At 63.7% G+C, this 16,211-nt stretch carries 12 protein-coding genes and 1 pseudogene; 8 read left to right on the plus strand and 5 right to left on the minus strand.

The genetic code is table 11. The annotated features are described in order from the left end of the window. Positions 1-11: 11 nt before the first annotated feature. A pseudogene (locus tag A9K66_RS29500) lies at positions 12-143 on the minus strand (SRPBCC domain-containing protein); the annotation flags it as partial. A 150-nt stretch (positions 144-293) separates the two neighbouring features. On the opposite strand from A9K66_RS29500, the gene A9K66_RS14125 reads away from it, so the two are divergent. Both A9K66_RS14125 and A9K66_RS14130 read left to right on the plus strand, forming a co-directional pair. After that, the gene (locus A9K66_RS14125; RefSeq protein ID WP_067324393.1) at positions 294-2,099 is read left to right on the plus strand and encodes an IlvD/Edd family dehydratase; all 1,806 of its coding nucleotides are present in this window, start codon (positions 294-296) and stop codon (positions 2,097-2,099) included. 132 nt (positions 2,100-2,231) lie between these two features. After that, positions 2,232-2,630, plus strand: coding sequence for a hypothetical protein (locus tag A9K66_RS14130; RefSeq protein WP_082953859.1), 399 nt, complete (start codon positions 2,232-2,234; stop codon positions 2,628-2,630). Between the two features lie 18 nt (positions 2,631-2,648). Here A9K66_RS14130 and A9K66_RS14135 read toward each other — a convergent pair whose 3' ends face one another. Both A9K66_RS14135 and A9K66_RS14140 read right to left on the minus strand, forming a co-directional pair. After that, on the minus strand, positions 2,649-4,238 hold the full coding sequence (locus A9K66_RS14135) for a trimethylamine methyltransferase family protein (RefSeq protein ID WP_067324395.1): 1,590 nt from the start codon (positions 4,236-4,238) through the stop codon (positions 2,649-2,651). Between the two features lie 221 nt (positions 4,239-4,459). Then, positions 4,460-5,953, minus strand: coding sequence for a PLP-dependent aminotransferase family protein (locus tag A9K66_RS14140; RefSeq protein WP_067324396.1), 1,494 nt, complete (start codon positions 5,951-5,953; stop codon positions 4,460-4,462). Positions 5,954-6,257: 304 nt separating this feature from the next. Here A9K66_RS14140 and pgi point away from each other — a divergent pair, with 304 nt between their 5' ends. Then, the gene (pgi, locus tag A9K66_RS14145) at positions 6,258-7,901 is read left to right on the plus strand and encodes a glucose-6-phosphate isomerase (protein WP_067324398.1); all 1,644 of its coding nucleotides are present in this window, start codon (positions 6,258-6,260) and stop codon (positions 7,899-7,901) included. Between the two features lie 5 nt (positions 7,902-7,906). Then, entirely contained in the window at positions 7,907-8,632 is a 726-nt protein-coding gene (locus A9K66_RS14150) for an HAD family hydrolase (RefSeq protein WP_067324399.1), read from the plus strand. On the opposite strand, the gene A9K66_RS14155 is transcribed toward A9K66_RS14150, so the two are convergent. After that, entirely contained in the window at positions 8,633-9,343 is a 711-nt protein-coding gene (locus tag A9K66_RS14155; protein WP_067324401.1) for a 50S ribosomal protein L11 methyltransferase, read from the minus strand. Beyond that, positions 9,340-11,313, minus strand: a complete 1,974-nt coding sequence (locus A9K66_RS14160; protein WP_067324403.1) for a long-chain fatty acid--CoA ligase — start codon at positions 11,311-11,313, stop codon at positions 9,340-9,342. The genes A9K66_RS14155 and A9K66_RS14160 overlap by 4 nt, the downstream gene beginning before the upstream one ends. Positions 11,314-11,786: 473 nt before the next feature. Here A9K66_RS14160 and A9K66_RS14165 point away from each other — a divergent pair, with 473 nt between their 5' ends. From A9K66_RS14165 to A9K66_RS14180, 4 genes are read left to right on the plus strand one after another with little or no spacing between them, the layout of a single operon-like run. Continuing rightward, positions 11,787-13,385 carry an ABC transporter substrate-binding protein gene (locus A9K66_RS14165; protein WP_067003638.1) on the plus strand — a complete coding sequence of 533 codons (1,599 nt, stop codon included), beginning with the start codon at positions 11,787-11,789 and terminating at the stop codon, positions 13,383-13,385. A gap of 50 nt (positions 13,386-13,435) precedes the next feature. Continuing rightward, positions 13,436-14,443, plus strand: a complete 1,008-nt coding sequence (locus A9K66_RS14170) for an ABC transporter permease subunit (RefSeq protein WP_067324405.1) — start codon at positions 13,436-13,438, stop codon at positions 14,441-14,443. Between the two features lie 26 nt (positions 14,444-14,469). After that, entirely contained in the window at positions 14,470-15,354 is an 885-nt protein-coding gene (locus A9K66_RS14175; protein ID WP_067003755.1) for an ABC transporter permease subunit, read from the plus strand. Further along, positions 15,354-16,205: an ABC transporter ATP-binding protein gene (locus A9K66_RS14180; RefSeq protein ID WP_082953860.1), complete on the plus strand. Its 852-nt coding sequence runs from the start codon at positions 15,354-15,356 to the stop codon at positions 16,203-16,205. The genes A9K66_RS14175 and A9K66_RS14180 overlap by 1 nt, the downstream gene beginning before the upstream one ends. Positions 16,206-16,211 lie beyond the last annotated feature (6 nt).

The raw sequence follows: 16,211 nt of genomic DNA on the forward strand, positions 1-16,211 counted from the left end.
GGCCGGCGCTAGGTGTCCGATTTCCTTTCCAGGCTCCGGCAGCCGGGAATCGCCTCCTTCAGGATTTCCGGGTCGTTGAGGGCTTCCCACACTTTCTCGACAGGTGCGGCGATCCGCTCCTCGCCTTCGATCACTACAGCCATCAAGACCTCCCGGATTGATGACGTCGATTGGTCCCAAGCCGCGGCCCTTTCTATGTCTATCGCACCAAAGTGCGGGTCTGCGGCGTGTCTGCCTCTTGCCTGCATGGGCGCGTTGTCATATCGATTTGTCATACAAATACGGAGACCACGATGGCAGGCGCCCCCACCAAGAAGAAGAAATTTCGCTCGCAGGAGTGGTTCGACAATCCCGACAACCCGGGCATGACGGCGCTCTATCTCGAGCGCTACCTCAATTACGGGCTGACGCGCGCCGAGCTGATGTCGGGCAAGCCGCTGATCGGCATCGCGCAGACGGGTTCTGATCTCTCGCCCTGCAACCGGCACCATCTCGAGCTCGCCAAGCGCGTGCGCGAAGGCATTGTCTCGATGGGCGGCATCCCCTTCGAGTTCCCGTGCCATCCGATCCAGGAGACCGGCAAGCGGCCTACGGCGGCGCTCGACCGCAACCTCGCCTATCTCAGCCTCGTCGAGGTGCTCTACGGCTATCCGCTCGACGGCGTCGTGCTGACCATCGGCTGCGACAAGACTACGCCCGCGCTCTTGATGGCGGCGGCGACCGTCAACATTCCGGCGATCGCGCTTTCGGTCGGCCCGATGCTCAATGGCTGGCATAAGGGCAAGCGCACCGGCTCCGGCACCATTGTCTGGGAATCGCGCCAGCGGCTGTCGGCCGGCGAGATCAATTATGACGAGTTCATGGACATCGTCGCCTCCTCGGCGCCGTCGACCGGCTATTGCAACACCATGGGTACCGCCACCACCATGAACTCGCTGGCCGAAGCGCTCGGCATGCAGCTGCCGGGCTCGGCCGCGATCCCCGCGCCCTATCGCGAGCGCGGCCAGATTGCCTACGAGACCGGCAAGCGCATCGTCGATATGGTGCATGAGGACCTGAAGCCGTCGGACATCATGACCCGCCAGGCGTTCGAGAATGCCATCGTCGTCAATTCGGCCATCGGCGGCTCGACCAACGCGCCGATCCACCTCAATGCCATCGCCCGCCATCTCGGCGTGCCGCTCGACAATGACGACTGGCAGAACATCGGCCTTAACGTGCCGCTGATCGTCAACCTGCAGCCGACGGGCGAGTATCTCGGCGAGGACTATCACCATGCCGGCGGCGTGCCGGCCGTCGTGGCCGAACTGCTGAAGGGCGGACTATTGCCGCACCCCGACGCGATCACCGCCAACGGCAAGTCGATCGGCGACAATTGCCGCGGCGCGGTCAACGAAAATCACGATGTCATCCGCGGCGTCGACAAGCCGCTCAAGAGCAATGCCGGCTTCATCAACCTCAAGGGCAATCTGTTCGATTCCGCCATCATGAAGACCAGCGGCATCTCGCCCGAATTCCGCGAGCGCTATCTCTCGAACCCGAACGATCCGGAGGCTTTCGAAGGCAACGCCATGGTCTTCGACGGCCCGGAGGATTACCACGCCCGCATCGACGATCCGGCGCAGGGCATCGACGAGCACACGATCCTGTTCATGCGCGGCGCCGGCCCGGTCGGCTATCCGGGCGGCGCCGAGGTGGTCAACATGCAGCCGCCGGCCCATCTCATCAAGAAGGGCATCCATTCGCTGGCCTGCATCGGCGACGGTCGCCAGTCCGGCACGTCGGGTTCGCCATCGATCCTCAACGCCTCGCCGGAGGCAGCGGTCGGCGGCGGGCTGGCGCTGCTCAAGACCGGCGACCGCGTCCGCATCGACCTGAGGAAGGGCACCGCAAATATCCTTGTCGGCGACGAGGAGATCGCCAGGCGGCGGGCAGCGCTGCAGGGCATTGGCGGCTATGACTATCCCGAGCACCAGACGCCCTGGCAGGAGATCCAGCGCGGCATGGTCGACCAGTTCTCCGCCGGCATGGTGCTGAAGCCGGCGGTGAAATATCAGGATGTCGCGCACACCAGGGGCGTCCCGCGCGACAACCACTGAATTCAGAGCACGGCGAAAAATCGAAGGGCGGTCCGCTTTCCGGCGGACCGCCCTTTCTCATGGCCCTTGTTTCGGCCGCGGGGCATCTACAGATTAGCCCGATCTCGGCGGTCCTACGAAGAGAGGCTATATATGGCGAAACGGCGCTCTTCCCTCGGCTTCCTCGGCATGTTCGGCCGTTCGGGCGACTTGCGCCAGCTCGACCACGCCTTGCGCAAGGCCGACTTGCATCCGGCACTGGTGCCTGAGGGCGTCAAGCTCACCATCGTCAACCTGATGAAGGATCATTGGCCCGAGGAGCCGCCGCCCCAGGCTTATCAATCGGTGGCGCAACTCTGCGGCTATTGCGTCGCCGGACCGGAAACCTTCGAGCGGGCCAATGGCAGGGAGCACACTTTGGAAGCCGAGCGCCGCATCGAGGCCGCGCTCGATGCCGGCGACAGCCTCGATGCGCAGATCGTACTGTTGACGCTGCATGCGAAGCTGATCAACGCCGAAGTCGTCGAGCGCTATCGGCTGCGTGCGGAGTGATCTGCGAGAGCGGAAAGATCAGCCGCCCATCTTGTTGCGCGGCAGCTTGATCATCTCGCCGAAGCGCGCGCGCAGCTTGTCGTCGACGAGCCGCGACACATGGCGCGGAAACCGCTCGGCCAGCACGCGCTTCTTCTCGGCGATCGCCCGCTGCAAAATGTCGGGCCGGCCCTTCTCGTTCCATTCCTTGGGCGAGAAGCGATCGCCGACTGCGGGATAAAAATATTCGGTCTGCATCAGCTTCAAAGTCTGCTCGTTGCCGAGATAGTGGCCCGGGCCCTTAAGGCAGACATCGGCGATCGTGTCGATCGACAGCGCCTCGTCCGTCACCTCGATGCCGCGCACGCATCGCAGGCAGTGGCCGAGCATATCGTTGTCGATGATCAGGCTTTCGAGACAGAAGCCGAGCAGCGAGGCATGCATGCCGGCCGATTCATAGACGAGGTTGAGGCCGGCAAGACCGGCCATCACATCGGTGATGCCTTTTTCATAGCCGGACTGGATGTCCGGCAGCTTCGAATCCGTCATGCCCGCGGCCGAGCCGCCCGGCAGGTCGTAATATTGCGCCATCTGCGCGCAGGCCGCGGTCAACACGGCCTGCTCGGCCGAACCGCCGGACATGGCGCCGGTCCGGAGATCGGAGACGAACGGCCAGGTGCCGAAAATCGCCGGATGGCCGGGCTTGATGGCGTTGACATAGACCAGGCCCATCAGCACTTCGGCCACCGCCTGCACGACGGCGCCGGCAATCGCGGCGGGAGCCGTGGCGCCGGCCTGGCCGGCCGACAAGAGCAGGATCGGAATGCCGCCCTCGACGCAGGCTTCGAGCACGCCGCAGGCGTCCTCGGCGAATTTCATCGGCGGCACCACGAAGCAGTTCGAGTTCGACACGAAAGGCCGCGCCCGGAAATTCTCCTCGCCGCCGGCGATCGCATAGAGCATTTCCAGCGCCGGCTTGACGTTCTCTCGCACGGTGAACGAGGTGCCGACATGCTTGGATGTCCCCATTACGCAGGCATAGAGCGTGTTGAAGTCCATCTCGAGCGGATCGGGGATATCGCGCGGCACCATGGTGCGCTGGAAGAAATGGATGTTGTCGAGCCCGTCGACGAGACGGGCGGCGTCATAGATGTCCTGCAGCTGCGATTCGCGATATTCGCGCTTCTCGACATCGACCAGATGCACCGCCGCGCCCGCGGTGCCGTAGTGCACGCGTTTGCCCTGGATCACCATGTCGTGCTTGGGATCCTGGCCGTGGAGCGTGAAGTGGCGCGCCGCCTTCTTGATCGTGTCGAGCACCAGCGCGCGCGGCAGGCGGATGCGGCCGTCGTCGCCATAGCTCGCCCCGACCCGGGTCAGCGCCTCGATGCAGGAGGGGATGGCGTTGGCGAAGCCCACCGTCTCCAGAAGCGTCAGCACCGCTTCATGGATGCGTTCCTTGTCGTTCTGGCTCAATGGCCCGTAGCTGCCGCCTTCGAGGCCGGCTCGCACCGGACGGATGTCGTCTGCGAGCGGTGCTGCCCGCATCGCGCGGCGCGCTTCGCGCCCGCCGGACCGCCGCGAACGCTGGTCCGACGTCGTTTCCTGCTTCTCAAGAGCCACTGACATGGAAAGCACTCCACCTTTGCTTTTTCAGGGGCAGGATGCGCGGCGGTTGGTCCACCATCGGCCTGCCTCGTCCCCTTTGTGCCTCGACTATGCCGTCGGCATTGGCACAGCCTATGAGCCAGTCAATCCCGTCGAATATGCCAGGATGCTGAAGCGTTGAGGCGCGCCAAAATAAAAGAGCCGGCAAAAACGCCGGCTCTTGATGTGGCAGTCCGTGGTGATCAGGCGGCAGCGGGCCTGCGGCCGGCGGCTGTGGCGAGCTCCCGAATCCCGGGCTCGATGTGCTGCAGCGAGATCGAGGAGATGCCCAAACGCATGAAACGCGAGGGCTTTTCGCTGCGGTCGAAGAACCGGTCGCCGGGTTCGATGATGACGCTGCGGGAAGCGGCCGCTTCGGCGAGCCCTCGTGAATCGGTACCGCGCGGGCCCTCCAGCCACAACGATGTGCCTCCCGCCGAGTCGGTCGAGCGCCATTCTGGCAGGAAAGCGGAAATCGCATGGACCAGACGCTTGCGCCGCTGGTCGAAGGCGGCGGAGAGCCTGCGCACCAGCGCCTCGTGATGGCCGAGCGACAAAAACAGCGCAACGGCGCGCTGGTTGTTTGCCGGCGGATGCCTGAGCATGAAGCGACGCAACGCGCGAAGCTCGGCAATCAGTCCTGCCGAAGCGACGATGTAGCCGAGCCTCAGACCCGGAGCCAGCGTCTTCGACATCGAGCCGACATAGATGACGCGGCCCGAGCGATCGAGGCTCTTCAGCGCCTGCTGCGGCGCCTCGTCGAGAAGCTGGCTGTCATAGCCGTCCTCGATGATGATCTGGTTGTTGCGGTTGGCGCGCGCCAGCAAATCCTGCCGCCGCTCGGCGGACAACGGCACCATCGTCGGGCAATGATGGCTGGGCGTGACGAAGACAAAGCCGGAATCGCTGGGAATCGCCGAGGTCACGATGCCCGACTGGTCGACCGGGACCGGCTGGATATCTGCGCCGGCGAGCCGGAAGATCGAGCGGGCATCCGGATAGCCGGGGTCTTCCATTGCCACCTTCGAGCCCTTGGTCATCAACAGCGAGGCGAGCATATAGAGCGCGTTCTGCGCGCCCAGGGTCACGATGATCTCGTCCGGATTGGCGAAGATGCCGCGGCGCGGCAAAAGCCGGGCCTGGATCTGCTCGATGAGCAGCGGATCGTCCCGGTCGACCATGTCGGATGCCCAGTTGCGGATCTCCAGCACCGCGAGCGCCATGCGGTTGCACTCGCGCCATTCCGCGGTCGGAAACAGCGCCGGATCGAACTGGCCGTAGACGAACGGGTAGGAGGACTTGATCCAGTTGTCGTGCTTGGCCGGCGGCGGCATGTCGCTGGCGGCGATCTGCCGACGCGCCTTCCAGTCGATCTCATTCTGCTGGTCGGGCGCCTTCTGGTGCGGCTTGGCGGGGGTGGCCAGCACTTCAGGGTTGACGAAGTGGCCGCGCCGCTCGCGCGCCACAAGAAAACCTTGGTCGACCAGCTGCTGGAAGGCAAGCACCACCGTGCCGCGGGCAACGCCCAGTTTTTCCGCCAGAATCCGACAGGATGGCAGCGGCATCGAAGCGGCGATCTGCCGGTCGAGGATGGCTGCGACGATCGCTTGGCGGATCTGTGCCTGGAGAGTTTGTCCGGATTCGGCCGAAATCCGGAACAGGCCGGACCATATGGCCGTGTCATTGCGCTGTGGCATGGGAGATCATCCTCGGATGGCCAGCTGTTTTCACTTGGCTGGACCAGTCGAGTGTAGGGGTGGCACAAGGGGTTGCGCCAATCAATTTTTCTGATCGCTGGGATTTATGCCAGTGATCCATTGGTCACGAAAGGGGCGCGTCCGCCAGGGAAGCGGATGTTGCGGGGCATCATAAAAGCGTGATGCAGTGCGTCACTGCCGCGCTTGAACGAAACGGAAATCCGGCTCAATACATTGTCGCGACGACACGCGCCGGAAACATCGGGCCTGTTAAAATGGTCTAAAAACCCGCCAGGAGCCACCATTGGATCAGTCAGCCTTCGACAAGCAGGTCACCGCCCTGCGTGAGCAGCGCGCGGCAGCCAAGGGCACGATGCGCGAAGCCTTCGCCGCCGATCCCAAGCGCTTCGAGAAATTCTCCGCGACCGATGGCGATCTTCTGCTCGACTGGTCGAAATGCGCGGTCGACGCCGACACGATGGCAATGCTGGAGAAGCTCGCCGGCGCCGCCGACATCGAAGGCCGACGCGCCGCGATGTTCGAAGGCAAGAAGATCAACATCACCGAAAACCGCGCCGTACTGCACACGGCGCTGCGCAATCTGACCGGCAAGAGCGTCGTGGTCGATGGCCAGGACACCAACGCCGATGTGATCGCCGTGCTCGACGCAATGGGCGCCTTCGCTGATGCGATCCGCTCCGGCGAGGCGGCCGGCGCCACCGGCAAGAAGATCACCGACATCGTCAATATCGGCATTGGCGGCTCGGATCTTGGCCCGGCGATGGTGACGTTGGCGCTCGCTCCCTACCATGACGGCCCGCGTGCGCATTATGTCTCCAATGTCGACGGCGCCCACATCCACGACACGCTGAAGGGCCTGTCTCCCGAGACGACTTTGTTCATCATCGCCTCCAAGACCTTCACCACTGTCGAGACGATGACCAATGCCGAGACGGCGCGCAGATGGGTGGAAAAGGCGCTGGGCAAGCAAGCGATCGGCAAGCATTTCGCCGCCGTCTCGACCGCGCTCGACCTAGTGGCCAAGTTCGGCATCGCCTCCGACCGCGTCTTCGGTTTCTGGGACTGGGTCGGCGGCCGCTACTCGGTCTGGAGCGCCATCGGCCTGCCGGTGATGATCGCCATCGGCCTGCGCAATTTCCGCGCCTTCCTCGACGGCGCGCATGAGATGGACGAGCATTTCCGCTCGGCCCCCCTGCAGAAGAACCTGCCTGTTTTGCTGGGGCTGATCGGCTGGTGGCACCGCGTCGTCTGCAAATACCCGGCCCGCGCCGTCATTCCATACGACCAGCGCCTGTCGCGCCTGCCGGCCTATCTGCAGCAGCTCGATATGGAATCGAACGGCAAGAGCGTGACACTGGACGGCGGCCAGGTGACGACGCCGACCGGCCCGCTGGTCTGGGGCGAGCCCGGTACCAACGGCCAGCACGCCTTTTTCCAGCTTTTGCACCAGGGCACCGATTTCATCCCGGTCGAGTTTCTTGCCGCAGCCGTCAGCCACGAGCCCGAGCTGAAGACCCACCACGATCTCTTGCTTGCCAATTGCCTGGCGCAGTCGGAAGCCTTCATGAAGGGCCGCACGCTGGAAGAGGCGCGCGCGCAGATGCTGGCCAAGGGCATGAAGCCCGCCGATGTCGATCGCATCGCGCCGCATCGCGTCTTTTCGGGCAACCGTCCGTCGCTCACCATCCTCTACCGCAAGCTTGATCCGCGCACGCTCGGTCGCCTGATCGCGCTCTATGAGCATCGCGTCTTCGTCGAGGGCACGCTGTTCAACATCAACTCGTTCGACCAGTGGGGTGTCGAACTCGGCAAGGAACTGGCGACAGGCCTGCTGCCTGTCGTGGAAGGCAAGGAGACTGCCGCAAAACGCGACGCCTCGACTGCCGGATTGGTGGCTCATATCCACCAATTGCGTGGCGCGGAGTAAACGGATTGGCGGATATCAGGGGAATTCTGTTCGACAAGGACGGCACGCTTGTCGACTTCAACGCTACCTGGCTCGGCATTGCCGATTTCATGGCCATGGACGCCGCCGAAGGCGATCGCTGGAAAGCCGACAGGTTGCTCGCCGCCGCCGGCTTCGATTTCGTCAGCAAGCGCTTCAAGCCCGATTCGATCTTTGCCTCGGGCTCGAACATGGACGTCGTCGAGCTCTGGTTCCCGCGCCTGTCGGAGGAGGACCAGATGCTGGCCGTCGCCCGCTTCAACGAGATCACCTCGGTTCAGGGCTCGTCGATGGCTGTCGCTCTGCCCGGTATCGTCGAATCGCTGCGGGCGCTGCACAAGCGATCCTTCCGGCTGGGCGTCGCCACCAACGATTCCACCAGCGGCGCCGAGAAGACGCTCGCCACGCTCGGTGTCGCGCAGCTCTTCGACGCCGCCTTCGGCTATGATGCGGTCGCGAACCCGAAGCCCGCGCCCGACACGGTCATCGCGTTCTGCGATCTGACGGGACTGAAGGCTGGCGAGATCGCCATGGTCGGCGACAATCGCCACGATCTCGAAATGGCGCGCGCCGGCGGCTGCGGCCTGGCGATCGGCGTGCTTTCCGGCACGGGCACGCGTGACTCGCTGTCGCCGATGGCCGACGTCATCCTGGATTCGGTCGCCGACCTGCCGGATTTTCTCGCCGCGCGGATGAGTGTGCCGGCGGGCTGATCAGGGCTCGCTGGGAAGGAACGCAAATATCCCGCTCGGTTTCGGCGCGCTACCGCCGTTTCCGCCGACATCAGACACCTGATACTCGCCAAGCAGGCGAATCCGCCGCCTGGGTAGCCAGGCGCGGCCCGGGTCGCCGACCAGCACCTCGATGCCCGCGGCAAGGCAGCGGTCGAGGAATGGGACGATCCGCCGCGCGACCGCTTGCCCGTAGAAAACGTCGCCGGCGAGCACAACATCGACCGACGGCGGCGGACCGGCGCTGATGTCCTCGCCGATTATGATGATGGCGACGCCGTTGGCCTCCGCGTTGAGGCGGAGCGCGACGATGCCGTTGCGGTCGATCTCCGCCGCGGTCACTTCCCTAGCCCCGGCTCGCGCCGCGGCGATACCGACAAGGCCGGAACCGGCGCCGAGGTCGAGCACGCGCCGGCCCGCAACGGTTGACGGCCGGTCGAGAACATAGCGCGCCAGCACTGCGCCGCCCGCCCAGGCATAGGCCCAGTAGGGCGGCTGCGGCTCGGCCGCGTGCTCATGCGACCCGTCCTCCGGTTCCAGCAGCCGCCTCAGCCCACTGCCGGGATGGGCCGTATAGAGCCGGATTTCAGGCAGCGACGGCACCGGCTGAAGCCGCATGTTCGCCTTGATGAATTCGGCGGGGTCGAGGTCGGCGCGATGTATTGGCGTCAGGCCGGCAACATTTTCGTTCAAATCTGCTCCCGCAACGCGCGCCGCAGGATCTTGCCCACCGGCGTCTTCGGCAGTTCGGCGCGGAATTCGATGTATCTCGGCCGCTTGTAGCCGGTCAGGTTCTCGCGGCAATAGACAGTCAGCGTCTCGATGGTGAGCGCTGGATCCTTCCTGACCACAAACAGCTTCGGCACCTCGCCGGAGTGCTCGTCCGGCACGCCGATCGCCGCCACTTCGAGCACGCCCGGGTGCTGCGCCACGACTTCTTCCAGCTCGTTCGGATAGACGTTGAAACCGGAGACCAGGATCATGTCCTTCTTGCGGTCGACGATCTTGGTGTAGCCGCGTTCATCCATGAAGCCCATGTCGCCCGACTTGAAGAACCCGTCCTTGGTCATCACCTTGGCCGTCTCGTCCGGCCGGTTCCAGTAGCCGGCCATAACCTGCGGACCCCGGATGCAGATCTCTCCGACTTCGCCGAGCGGCACGTTGTTGCCGTCGTCGTCGCGGATGGCGATCTCGGTCGAAGGCAGCGGCAGGCCGATCGTGCCGGTAAAGTCGCTGGAACTGAACTTGTTGGCGGTCGCCACCGGCGAGGTTTCGGAAAGACCGTAGCCTTCGCTCACCGGACAGCCCGTCAGCGCCTTCCAGCGCTCGGCCACACCTTTCTGCACCGCCATGCCGCCGCCAAGAGTGAGGATCAGCGGCTTGAAGTCGAGCTTGCGGAAATCCTCATTGTTGAGCAACGCGTTGAACAGCGTATTGAGGCCGGGAAAGATGTGGACCGGGTATTTCTGCAGTTCTTTCACGAAGCCCGGAATGTCGCGCGGGTTCGGAATGAGCACGTTCTGCGCGCCTTGCTGCATGCCCATCAGCGCGTTCACCGTCAGCGCGAAGATGTGGTAGAGCGGCAGCGCGCAGACGAAGTTGAGATGCGCCGGCTTCGGCTTGACCGTATAGGCGTCCTCCACCCAGAGCGAATTCTGCGCCACGTTGGACAAGACGTTGCGGTGCAGCAGCGTCGCGCCTTTCGACACGCCGGTCGTGCCGCCGGTATATTGCAGGAAGGCGATATCGTCGCCCGATACCGCCGCCGGCTTGAAGGCGCTTGCCGAGCCCGCCTTGAGCGCGGCGTTGAATTTGACGTGGCCGGGCAGCGACCAGACGGGAACCATCTTCTTCACCCGCCGCACGACGAGATTGACGATCGCGCCTTTCAGCCCGCCCAACATGTCGCCCATCGCCGCGACCACGACATGCTTGACCGGCGTCCTGGCGATCACCGCCTGCAGCGTGTTGGCGAAGTTCTCCAGAATGACGATGGCCTGCGCGCCGGAATCTTTGAGCTGATGCTCCAGCTCGCGCGGCGTGTAGAGCGGGTTGACGTTCACCACCGTGAAGCCGGCGCGAAGCACGGCCATCATCGCTACCGGGTATTGCAAAACGTTCGGCATCATCAGCGCCACGCGCGCGCCCTTCTCCAGTCCCTTCGACTGCAGATAGGCGCCGAAGGCCGCCGAAAGCCGCTCGAGCTCGGCATAGGAGATCGACTTGCCCATGCACACGAACGCCGGCCGGCTGGCGAACTGCTTGCAGGCGCCGACGAGGAAGTCGCCAATGGAATCGTAAGGCAGCGGACCGATCTCCGCCGGCATGTTCTTCGGGTAGTTTTTCAGCCAAGGCTTTTCCGGCAACCCTGCCGCGAGTTCCGTGATCGCCTTGGGCAGCCGCCTGGCCGACCCCGAGGCTGCCTTTGCCGCAGGCCTGGCGGTCTTTGCGGTTGCAGCCTTGGCGGCGGATGTGGGGTTCGTCTTCTTTGCAGCGGCAGCCGGTTTCGCAGTGGTCTTCGGCTTGGAGCCGGCCTTCGCAGGTGACGGCGTTTTGGCTGGCGAAGCGGTCTTGGAAGATGAAGCCTTGGGCGCGCCCGCATCGACGGGCGCGGCCTTGGCTGTTGCCTTCGCCGGGGGCGTTGTCTTTGCTGCTTTTGCCACCAAATCCCTCCCTGGTGTCCTAGTCTTACTGCTTGCGCCGCATCTCTTTCCGATTTCGGAAGCGTTCCTCCGCTGCGGCCGATTGCGGATTCCAAGAAATCCGGCCTGGCGTCTATGTATTGCCTCTATCGGCGGCCGTGCAAGTCTTGCCCCAGCGGCAGCGGCGGAAAGATTTGCCGAAATGTCATTCCTCGACGCCTCCTTCGGCGCGTCCCGACGAGGACCTGGGATCGCAGGCAGGAGCTCCTCGTTCCATTTCGGAAGAGGCTCAATCAATAAAAAAATGAGGTTGTTAACATTAGCGTGAGCGAAAAATTCTGCTCATTTTTTCTTCTATTTGAGGAAAATGCGGATTCTTTTCCTGCTTACCGTGGGGTACGCAAACGGGGTGTTCCAAAGCCCCAAAAACGGTGCTTATATGCGCGCTTCGCGAGCCTGATAGAGGGGCTTGGAAGAACATCAGGGAGTGCTCAATGAAAAAGACAATGACTTTTGCAGCCGCGTTGCTGGCTGCAAGCGTCCTCGGCGGGATGGCCAATGCAAAGACGCTTGTCTATTGCTCGGAAGCGTCGCCGGCCAATTTCGATCCGGGTACGACGACGGGCGGCAACGACTTCGACGCTTCGTCGCGCACGGTCTATTCGCGCCTGGTCGAGTTCAAGCATGGCGGCACCGAGATCGAGCCCGGCCTCGCCGACAAATGGGAAATCTCCGACGACGGCCTGGTCTATACTTTCCACCTGCACCCTGGCGTGAAGTTCCAGACCACCGACTATTTCAAGCCGACCCGCGACCTCAACGCCGATGACGTCGTCTTCTCGTTCGACCGGCAGTTCAACAAGCAGAATCCGTGGAACGGCGAGAAGTATCTGCCGAACCTGACCTGGGATTACTACACCGGCATGGACATGCCGAAATACGTCGCCAAGTGGGAAAAGGTCGACGACCTCACCGTCAAGCTGACGCTGACCGAGCCGAACGCGCCGATGCTGGCCAATCTCGGCATGGACTTCGCCTCGATCGTGTCGAAGGAATATGCCGACCAGCTCGAGAAGGAAGGCAAGATGGCCGACTTCTCGACCAAGCCGATCGGCACCGGGCCGTTCCAGTTCGTCGACTATCAGCTCGATTCGGTCATCCGCTATGCGGCGAACCCCGACTACTTCAAGGGCAAGGAAAAGATCGACGATCTGGTCTTCGCCATCACGCCTGACGCGACCGCCCGCATCCAGAAGGTGCTGGCCGGCGAATGCGATGTCGCTCCCTATCCGAACCCGGCCGACATCGCCACCATCAAGGCCAACAAGGACGTGACCCTCATGGATCAGGCCGGCCTCAACATCGGCTACATGAGCTACAACACCACGATCCCGCCGCTCGACAAGCCGGAGGTTCGTCACGCGCTCAACCAGGCGATCGACCGGGAAGCGCTGATCAAGTCGCTGTTCCAGGACGCTGGCGCGACGCCGGCGCAGAACCTGATCCCGCCGACCATGTGGTCGTGGAACAAGGATGTGAAGTTCGATTCCTATGATCCGGAAGCGGCCAAGAAGGTGCTGGCCGACGCCGGGCTGAAGGAAATCCAGCTCTGGGCTTCCGATCGCGTTCGTCCTTACAACCCGAACTTCCAGCGCGCGGCTGAGCTGATCCAGGCCGACTGGGCCAAGGTCGGCGTCAAGGCCGAGATCGTCAACTACGAGTGGACCAAGTATCGCGAGGAAGGCAAAAAGAAGGAGCGTCCCGGCGCCTTCCAGATCGGCTGGACCGGCGACAATGGCGATCCGGACAATTTCTTCGCCACCCTCTTCGCGTGCTCGGCCATCGGCGTCTCGAACTATTCCAGCTGGTGCGACAAGGACTTCGAGGACCTGATCCAGAAGGCCAAGAAGACCAGCGACCAGGGCGAGCGCACCAAGCTCTATGAGCAGGCGCAGGAAATCTTCGCCAAGCAGGCGCCGGCCTTCCTGCTGGCTCACAGCCAGGTCTATGCCGTTGTCCGCAACAACGTCAGCGGCTTCAAGATGGACCCGCTCGGCATTCATCGCTTCGACGGCGTTGACAAGGCCGAGTAATATTTGCGAACGGGGCGGCGCGAATTGTCGCCGCCCCATTCCATTTCACGATGCTCAGATATCTCCTCAACAAAATCGCACTTCTGATCCCGACGCTCGTCGGCATCACCATCTGCGCCTTCGCCTTTGTCCGGTTGCTGCCCGGCGATCCGATCCTGGCCATGGCCGGCGAGCATGGCGTCACCCCCGCCCGCTACGAAGAGCTCAAGGAACAGTTCGGCTACAATCTGCCGGTCTGGGAGCAGTATGCGCGCTATGTCGGCGAGGTCGCGACCGGCGATTTCGGCGTCTCGATTTCCTCCAAGCGCCCGGTGCTCCAGGAGTTCAAGACGCTCTTCCCGGCGACGCTGGAATTGTCCTTCTTCGCCATGATCTTCGCCATGGCGATCGGCATCCCGGCCGGCATATTCGCGGCCGTCAAACGCGGCTCATGGTTCGATCAGTCGTTGATGGGCGCCGCGCTGGTCGGCTATTCCATGCCGATCTTCTGGTGGGGCCTGCTGCTCATCATCTTCTTTTCCGGCTATCTCGGCTGGACGCCGGTGTCGGGCCGCATGGGCCTGCAGTTCTTCCTGAAGCCGATCACCGGTTTCATGACCATCGACAGCATTCTCTACGGCAAATGGGACGCGCTGCGCTCGGCGCTCAGCCATCTCATCCTGCCGGCGATCGTGCTCGGCACGATTCCGCTGGCGGTGATCGCGCGCCAGACCCGTTCGGCCATGCTCGAGGTGCTCGGTGAAGACTATGTCCGCACCGCCCGCGCCAAAGGCCTTTCCGCCGCCCGCGTCATCGGTGCGCACGCACTTCGCAACGCCCTGATCCCGGTCGTCACCACGATCGGCCTGCAGGTCGGCACGCTGCTTGCCGGCGCCATCCTCACCGAAACCATCTTCGCCTGGCCGGGCATCGGCAAGTGGATGGTCGATTCCATCTTCAAGCGCGACTATGTCGTCGTGCAGTCAGGTCTGCTTTTGATCGCACTTATCGTCATGGCCGTTAACCTCATCGTCGACGTGCTCTACGCCGTCATCAACCCGCGCATCAGGGCGGCGTGATGAGCCAGTCTACGGAAATCGCCCCGATGGCCGCCGGCAGCCCGGACCGGCTGACCGGCTTCAAGACCTTCTGGCACTATTTCTCGGTGAACCGCGGCGCCGTCATCGGCCTGGTCGTCTTCATCCTGCTGGTGCTGGCGGCGCTCTTCGCGCCGTTGCTCGCGCCCTATGCGCCCGACGTGCAGGACAAGACCGCCTTCCTCAGGCCGCCGGCCTGGCAGGCGGGCGGCAGCTCGCAATATATCCTCGGCACCGATCCGGTCGGCCGCGACATCCTCTCGCGCCTGCTCTATGGCGCGCGTTTCTCGCTGCTCATCGGCGCCGTCGTCGTCACGCTGGCCCTCGTCGGCGGCATCACGCTCGGCTTGCTGGCAGGCTATTTCCGAGGCTGGGTCGACGTCGCGATCATGCGCGTCATGGACCTGATCCTGGCCTTCCCGTCGCTGCTTCTGGCGCTGGTGCTGGTCACCATTCTCGGGCCCGGCCTGTTCAATGCGATGCTGGCGATCTCGCTTGTCCTGCAGCCGCATTTCGCCCGCCTGGTGCGCGCTGCGGTGATGGCGGAAAAGAGCCGCGAATATGTCGTGGCTGCCAAGGTCGCCGGCGCCGGGCACCTGAGGCTGATGCTCAGGACCATCCTGCCGAACTGCCTGGCGCCGCTGATCGTCCAGGGCACGCTGTCTTTCTCGAACGCCATCCTGGAAGCCGCAGCGCTTGGCTTCCTTGGTCTCGGCGCGCAGCCGCCGACGCCGGAATGGGGCACCATGCTCGCCTCGGCGCGCGAATTCATCCTGCGCGCCTGGTGGGTGGTGACTTTCCCCGGCCTTGCCATCCTTATCACGGTGCTCGCCATCAACCTGATCGGCGACGGCCTGCGCGACGCGCTCGATCCGAAGCTCAGGAGGTCGTGATGGCATTGCTCGACATCCAGAACCTCGTCGTCGAGTTCCAGACCGCCTCCGGCCCGTTCCGCGCCGTCGACGGCGTCTCGCTCCGTGTCGACGAGCGCGAGGTGCTCGCCATCGTCGGCGAATCCGGCTCCGGCAAATCGGTGTCGATGCTGGCGGTTATGGGCTTGTTGCCCTGGACCGCCACTGTCACCGCCGACCGCATGACGTTCGGCGGCCGCGATCTCCTCAAGATGGGTCCGGCCGAGCGCCGCAAGATCATCGGCAAGGACATTGCCATGATCTTCCAGGAGCCGATCGCCAGTCTCAACCCTTGCTTCACCGTCGGCTTTCAGATCGAGGAAGTGCTGCGCTTCCATCTCGGCATGGATCGCGCACAGCGCCGGGCGCGCGCCATCGAGTTGTTGAAGCAGGTCGGCATCCCGGAGCCGGCCGAGCGGCTCAACTCCTTCCCGCATCAGATGTCGGGCGGCCAATGCCAGCGCGTCATGATCGCGATGGCCATTGCTTGCAATCCGAAGCTGCTGATCGCCGACGAGCCGACCACCGCGCTCGACGTCACCATCCAGAAGCAAATTCTCGACCTGCTTGTGTCGCTGCAGGCCAAATACGGCATGGGCCTGATCATGATCACCCACAATATGGGCGTGGTCGCCGAGACCGCCGATCGCGTCATCGTCCAGTACAAGGGCCGCAAGATGGAAGAGGCCGACGTGCTGTCGCTGTTTGAGAACCCCAAGAGCAACTACACGCGCGCGCTGCTGTCGGCGCTGCCGGAGAACGCCGTCGGCGACCGGCTGCCGACCGTCTCCGACATGCTGTTCGAGCCGGCGCCCCCAGAAGCCAGTGCATGACCGGAG

This window comes from Mesorhizobium sp. AA23, assembly GCF_001672435.1.
In the GTDB taxonomy this organism is placed as follows: domain Bacteria; phylum Pseudomonadota; class Alphaproteobacteria; order Rhizobiales; family Rhizobiaceae; genus Mesorhizobium.

What these genes read in the sequence shown, in the direction of transcription:
- A9K66_RS14180 (WP_082953860.1), top strand. Translation starts at nt 15,354, where the DNA reads ATGGCATTGCTCGACATCCAGAACCTCGTCGTCGAGTTCCAGACCGCC.
- A9K66_RS14125 (WP_067324393.1), top strand. Translation starts at nt 294, where the DNA reads ATGGCAGGCGCCCCCACCAAGAAGAAGAAATTTCGCTCGCAGGAGTGG.
- A9K66_RS14170 (WP_067324405.1), top strand. Translation starts at nt 13,436, where the DNA reads ATGCTCAGATATCTCCTCAACAAAATCGCACTTCTGATCCCGACGCTC.
- A9K66_RS14135 (WP_067324395.1), bottom strand. Translation starts at nt 4,238, where the DNA reads ATGTCAGTGGCTCTTGAGAAGCAGGAAACGACGTCGGACCAGCGTTCG.
- A9K66_RS14165 (WP_067003638.1), top strand. Translation starts at nt 11,787, where the DNA reads ATGAAAAAGACAATGACTTTTGCAGCCGCGTTGCTGGCTGCAAGCGTC.
- A9K66_RS14175 (WP_067003755.1), top strand. Translation starts at nt 14,470, where the DNA reads ATGGCCGCCGGCAGCCCGGACCGGCTGACCGGCTTCAAGACCTTCTGG.
- A9K66_RS14130 (WP_082953859.1), top strand. Translation starts at nt 2,232, where the DNA reads ATGGCGAAACGGCGCTCTTCCCTCGGCTTCCTCGGCATGTTCGGCCGT.
- A9K66_RS14140 (WP_067324396.1), bottom strand. Translation starts at nt 5,953, where the DNA reads ATGCCACAGCGCAATGACACGGCCATATGGTCCGGCCTGTTCCGGATT.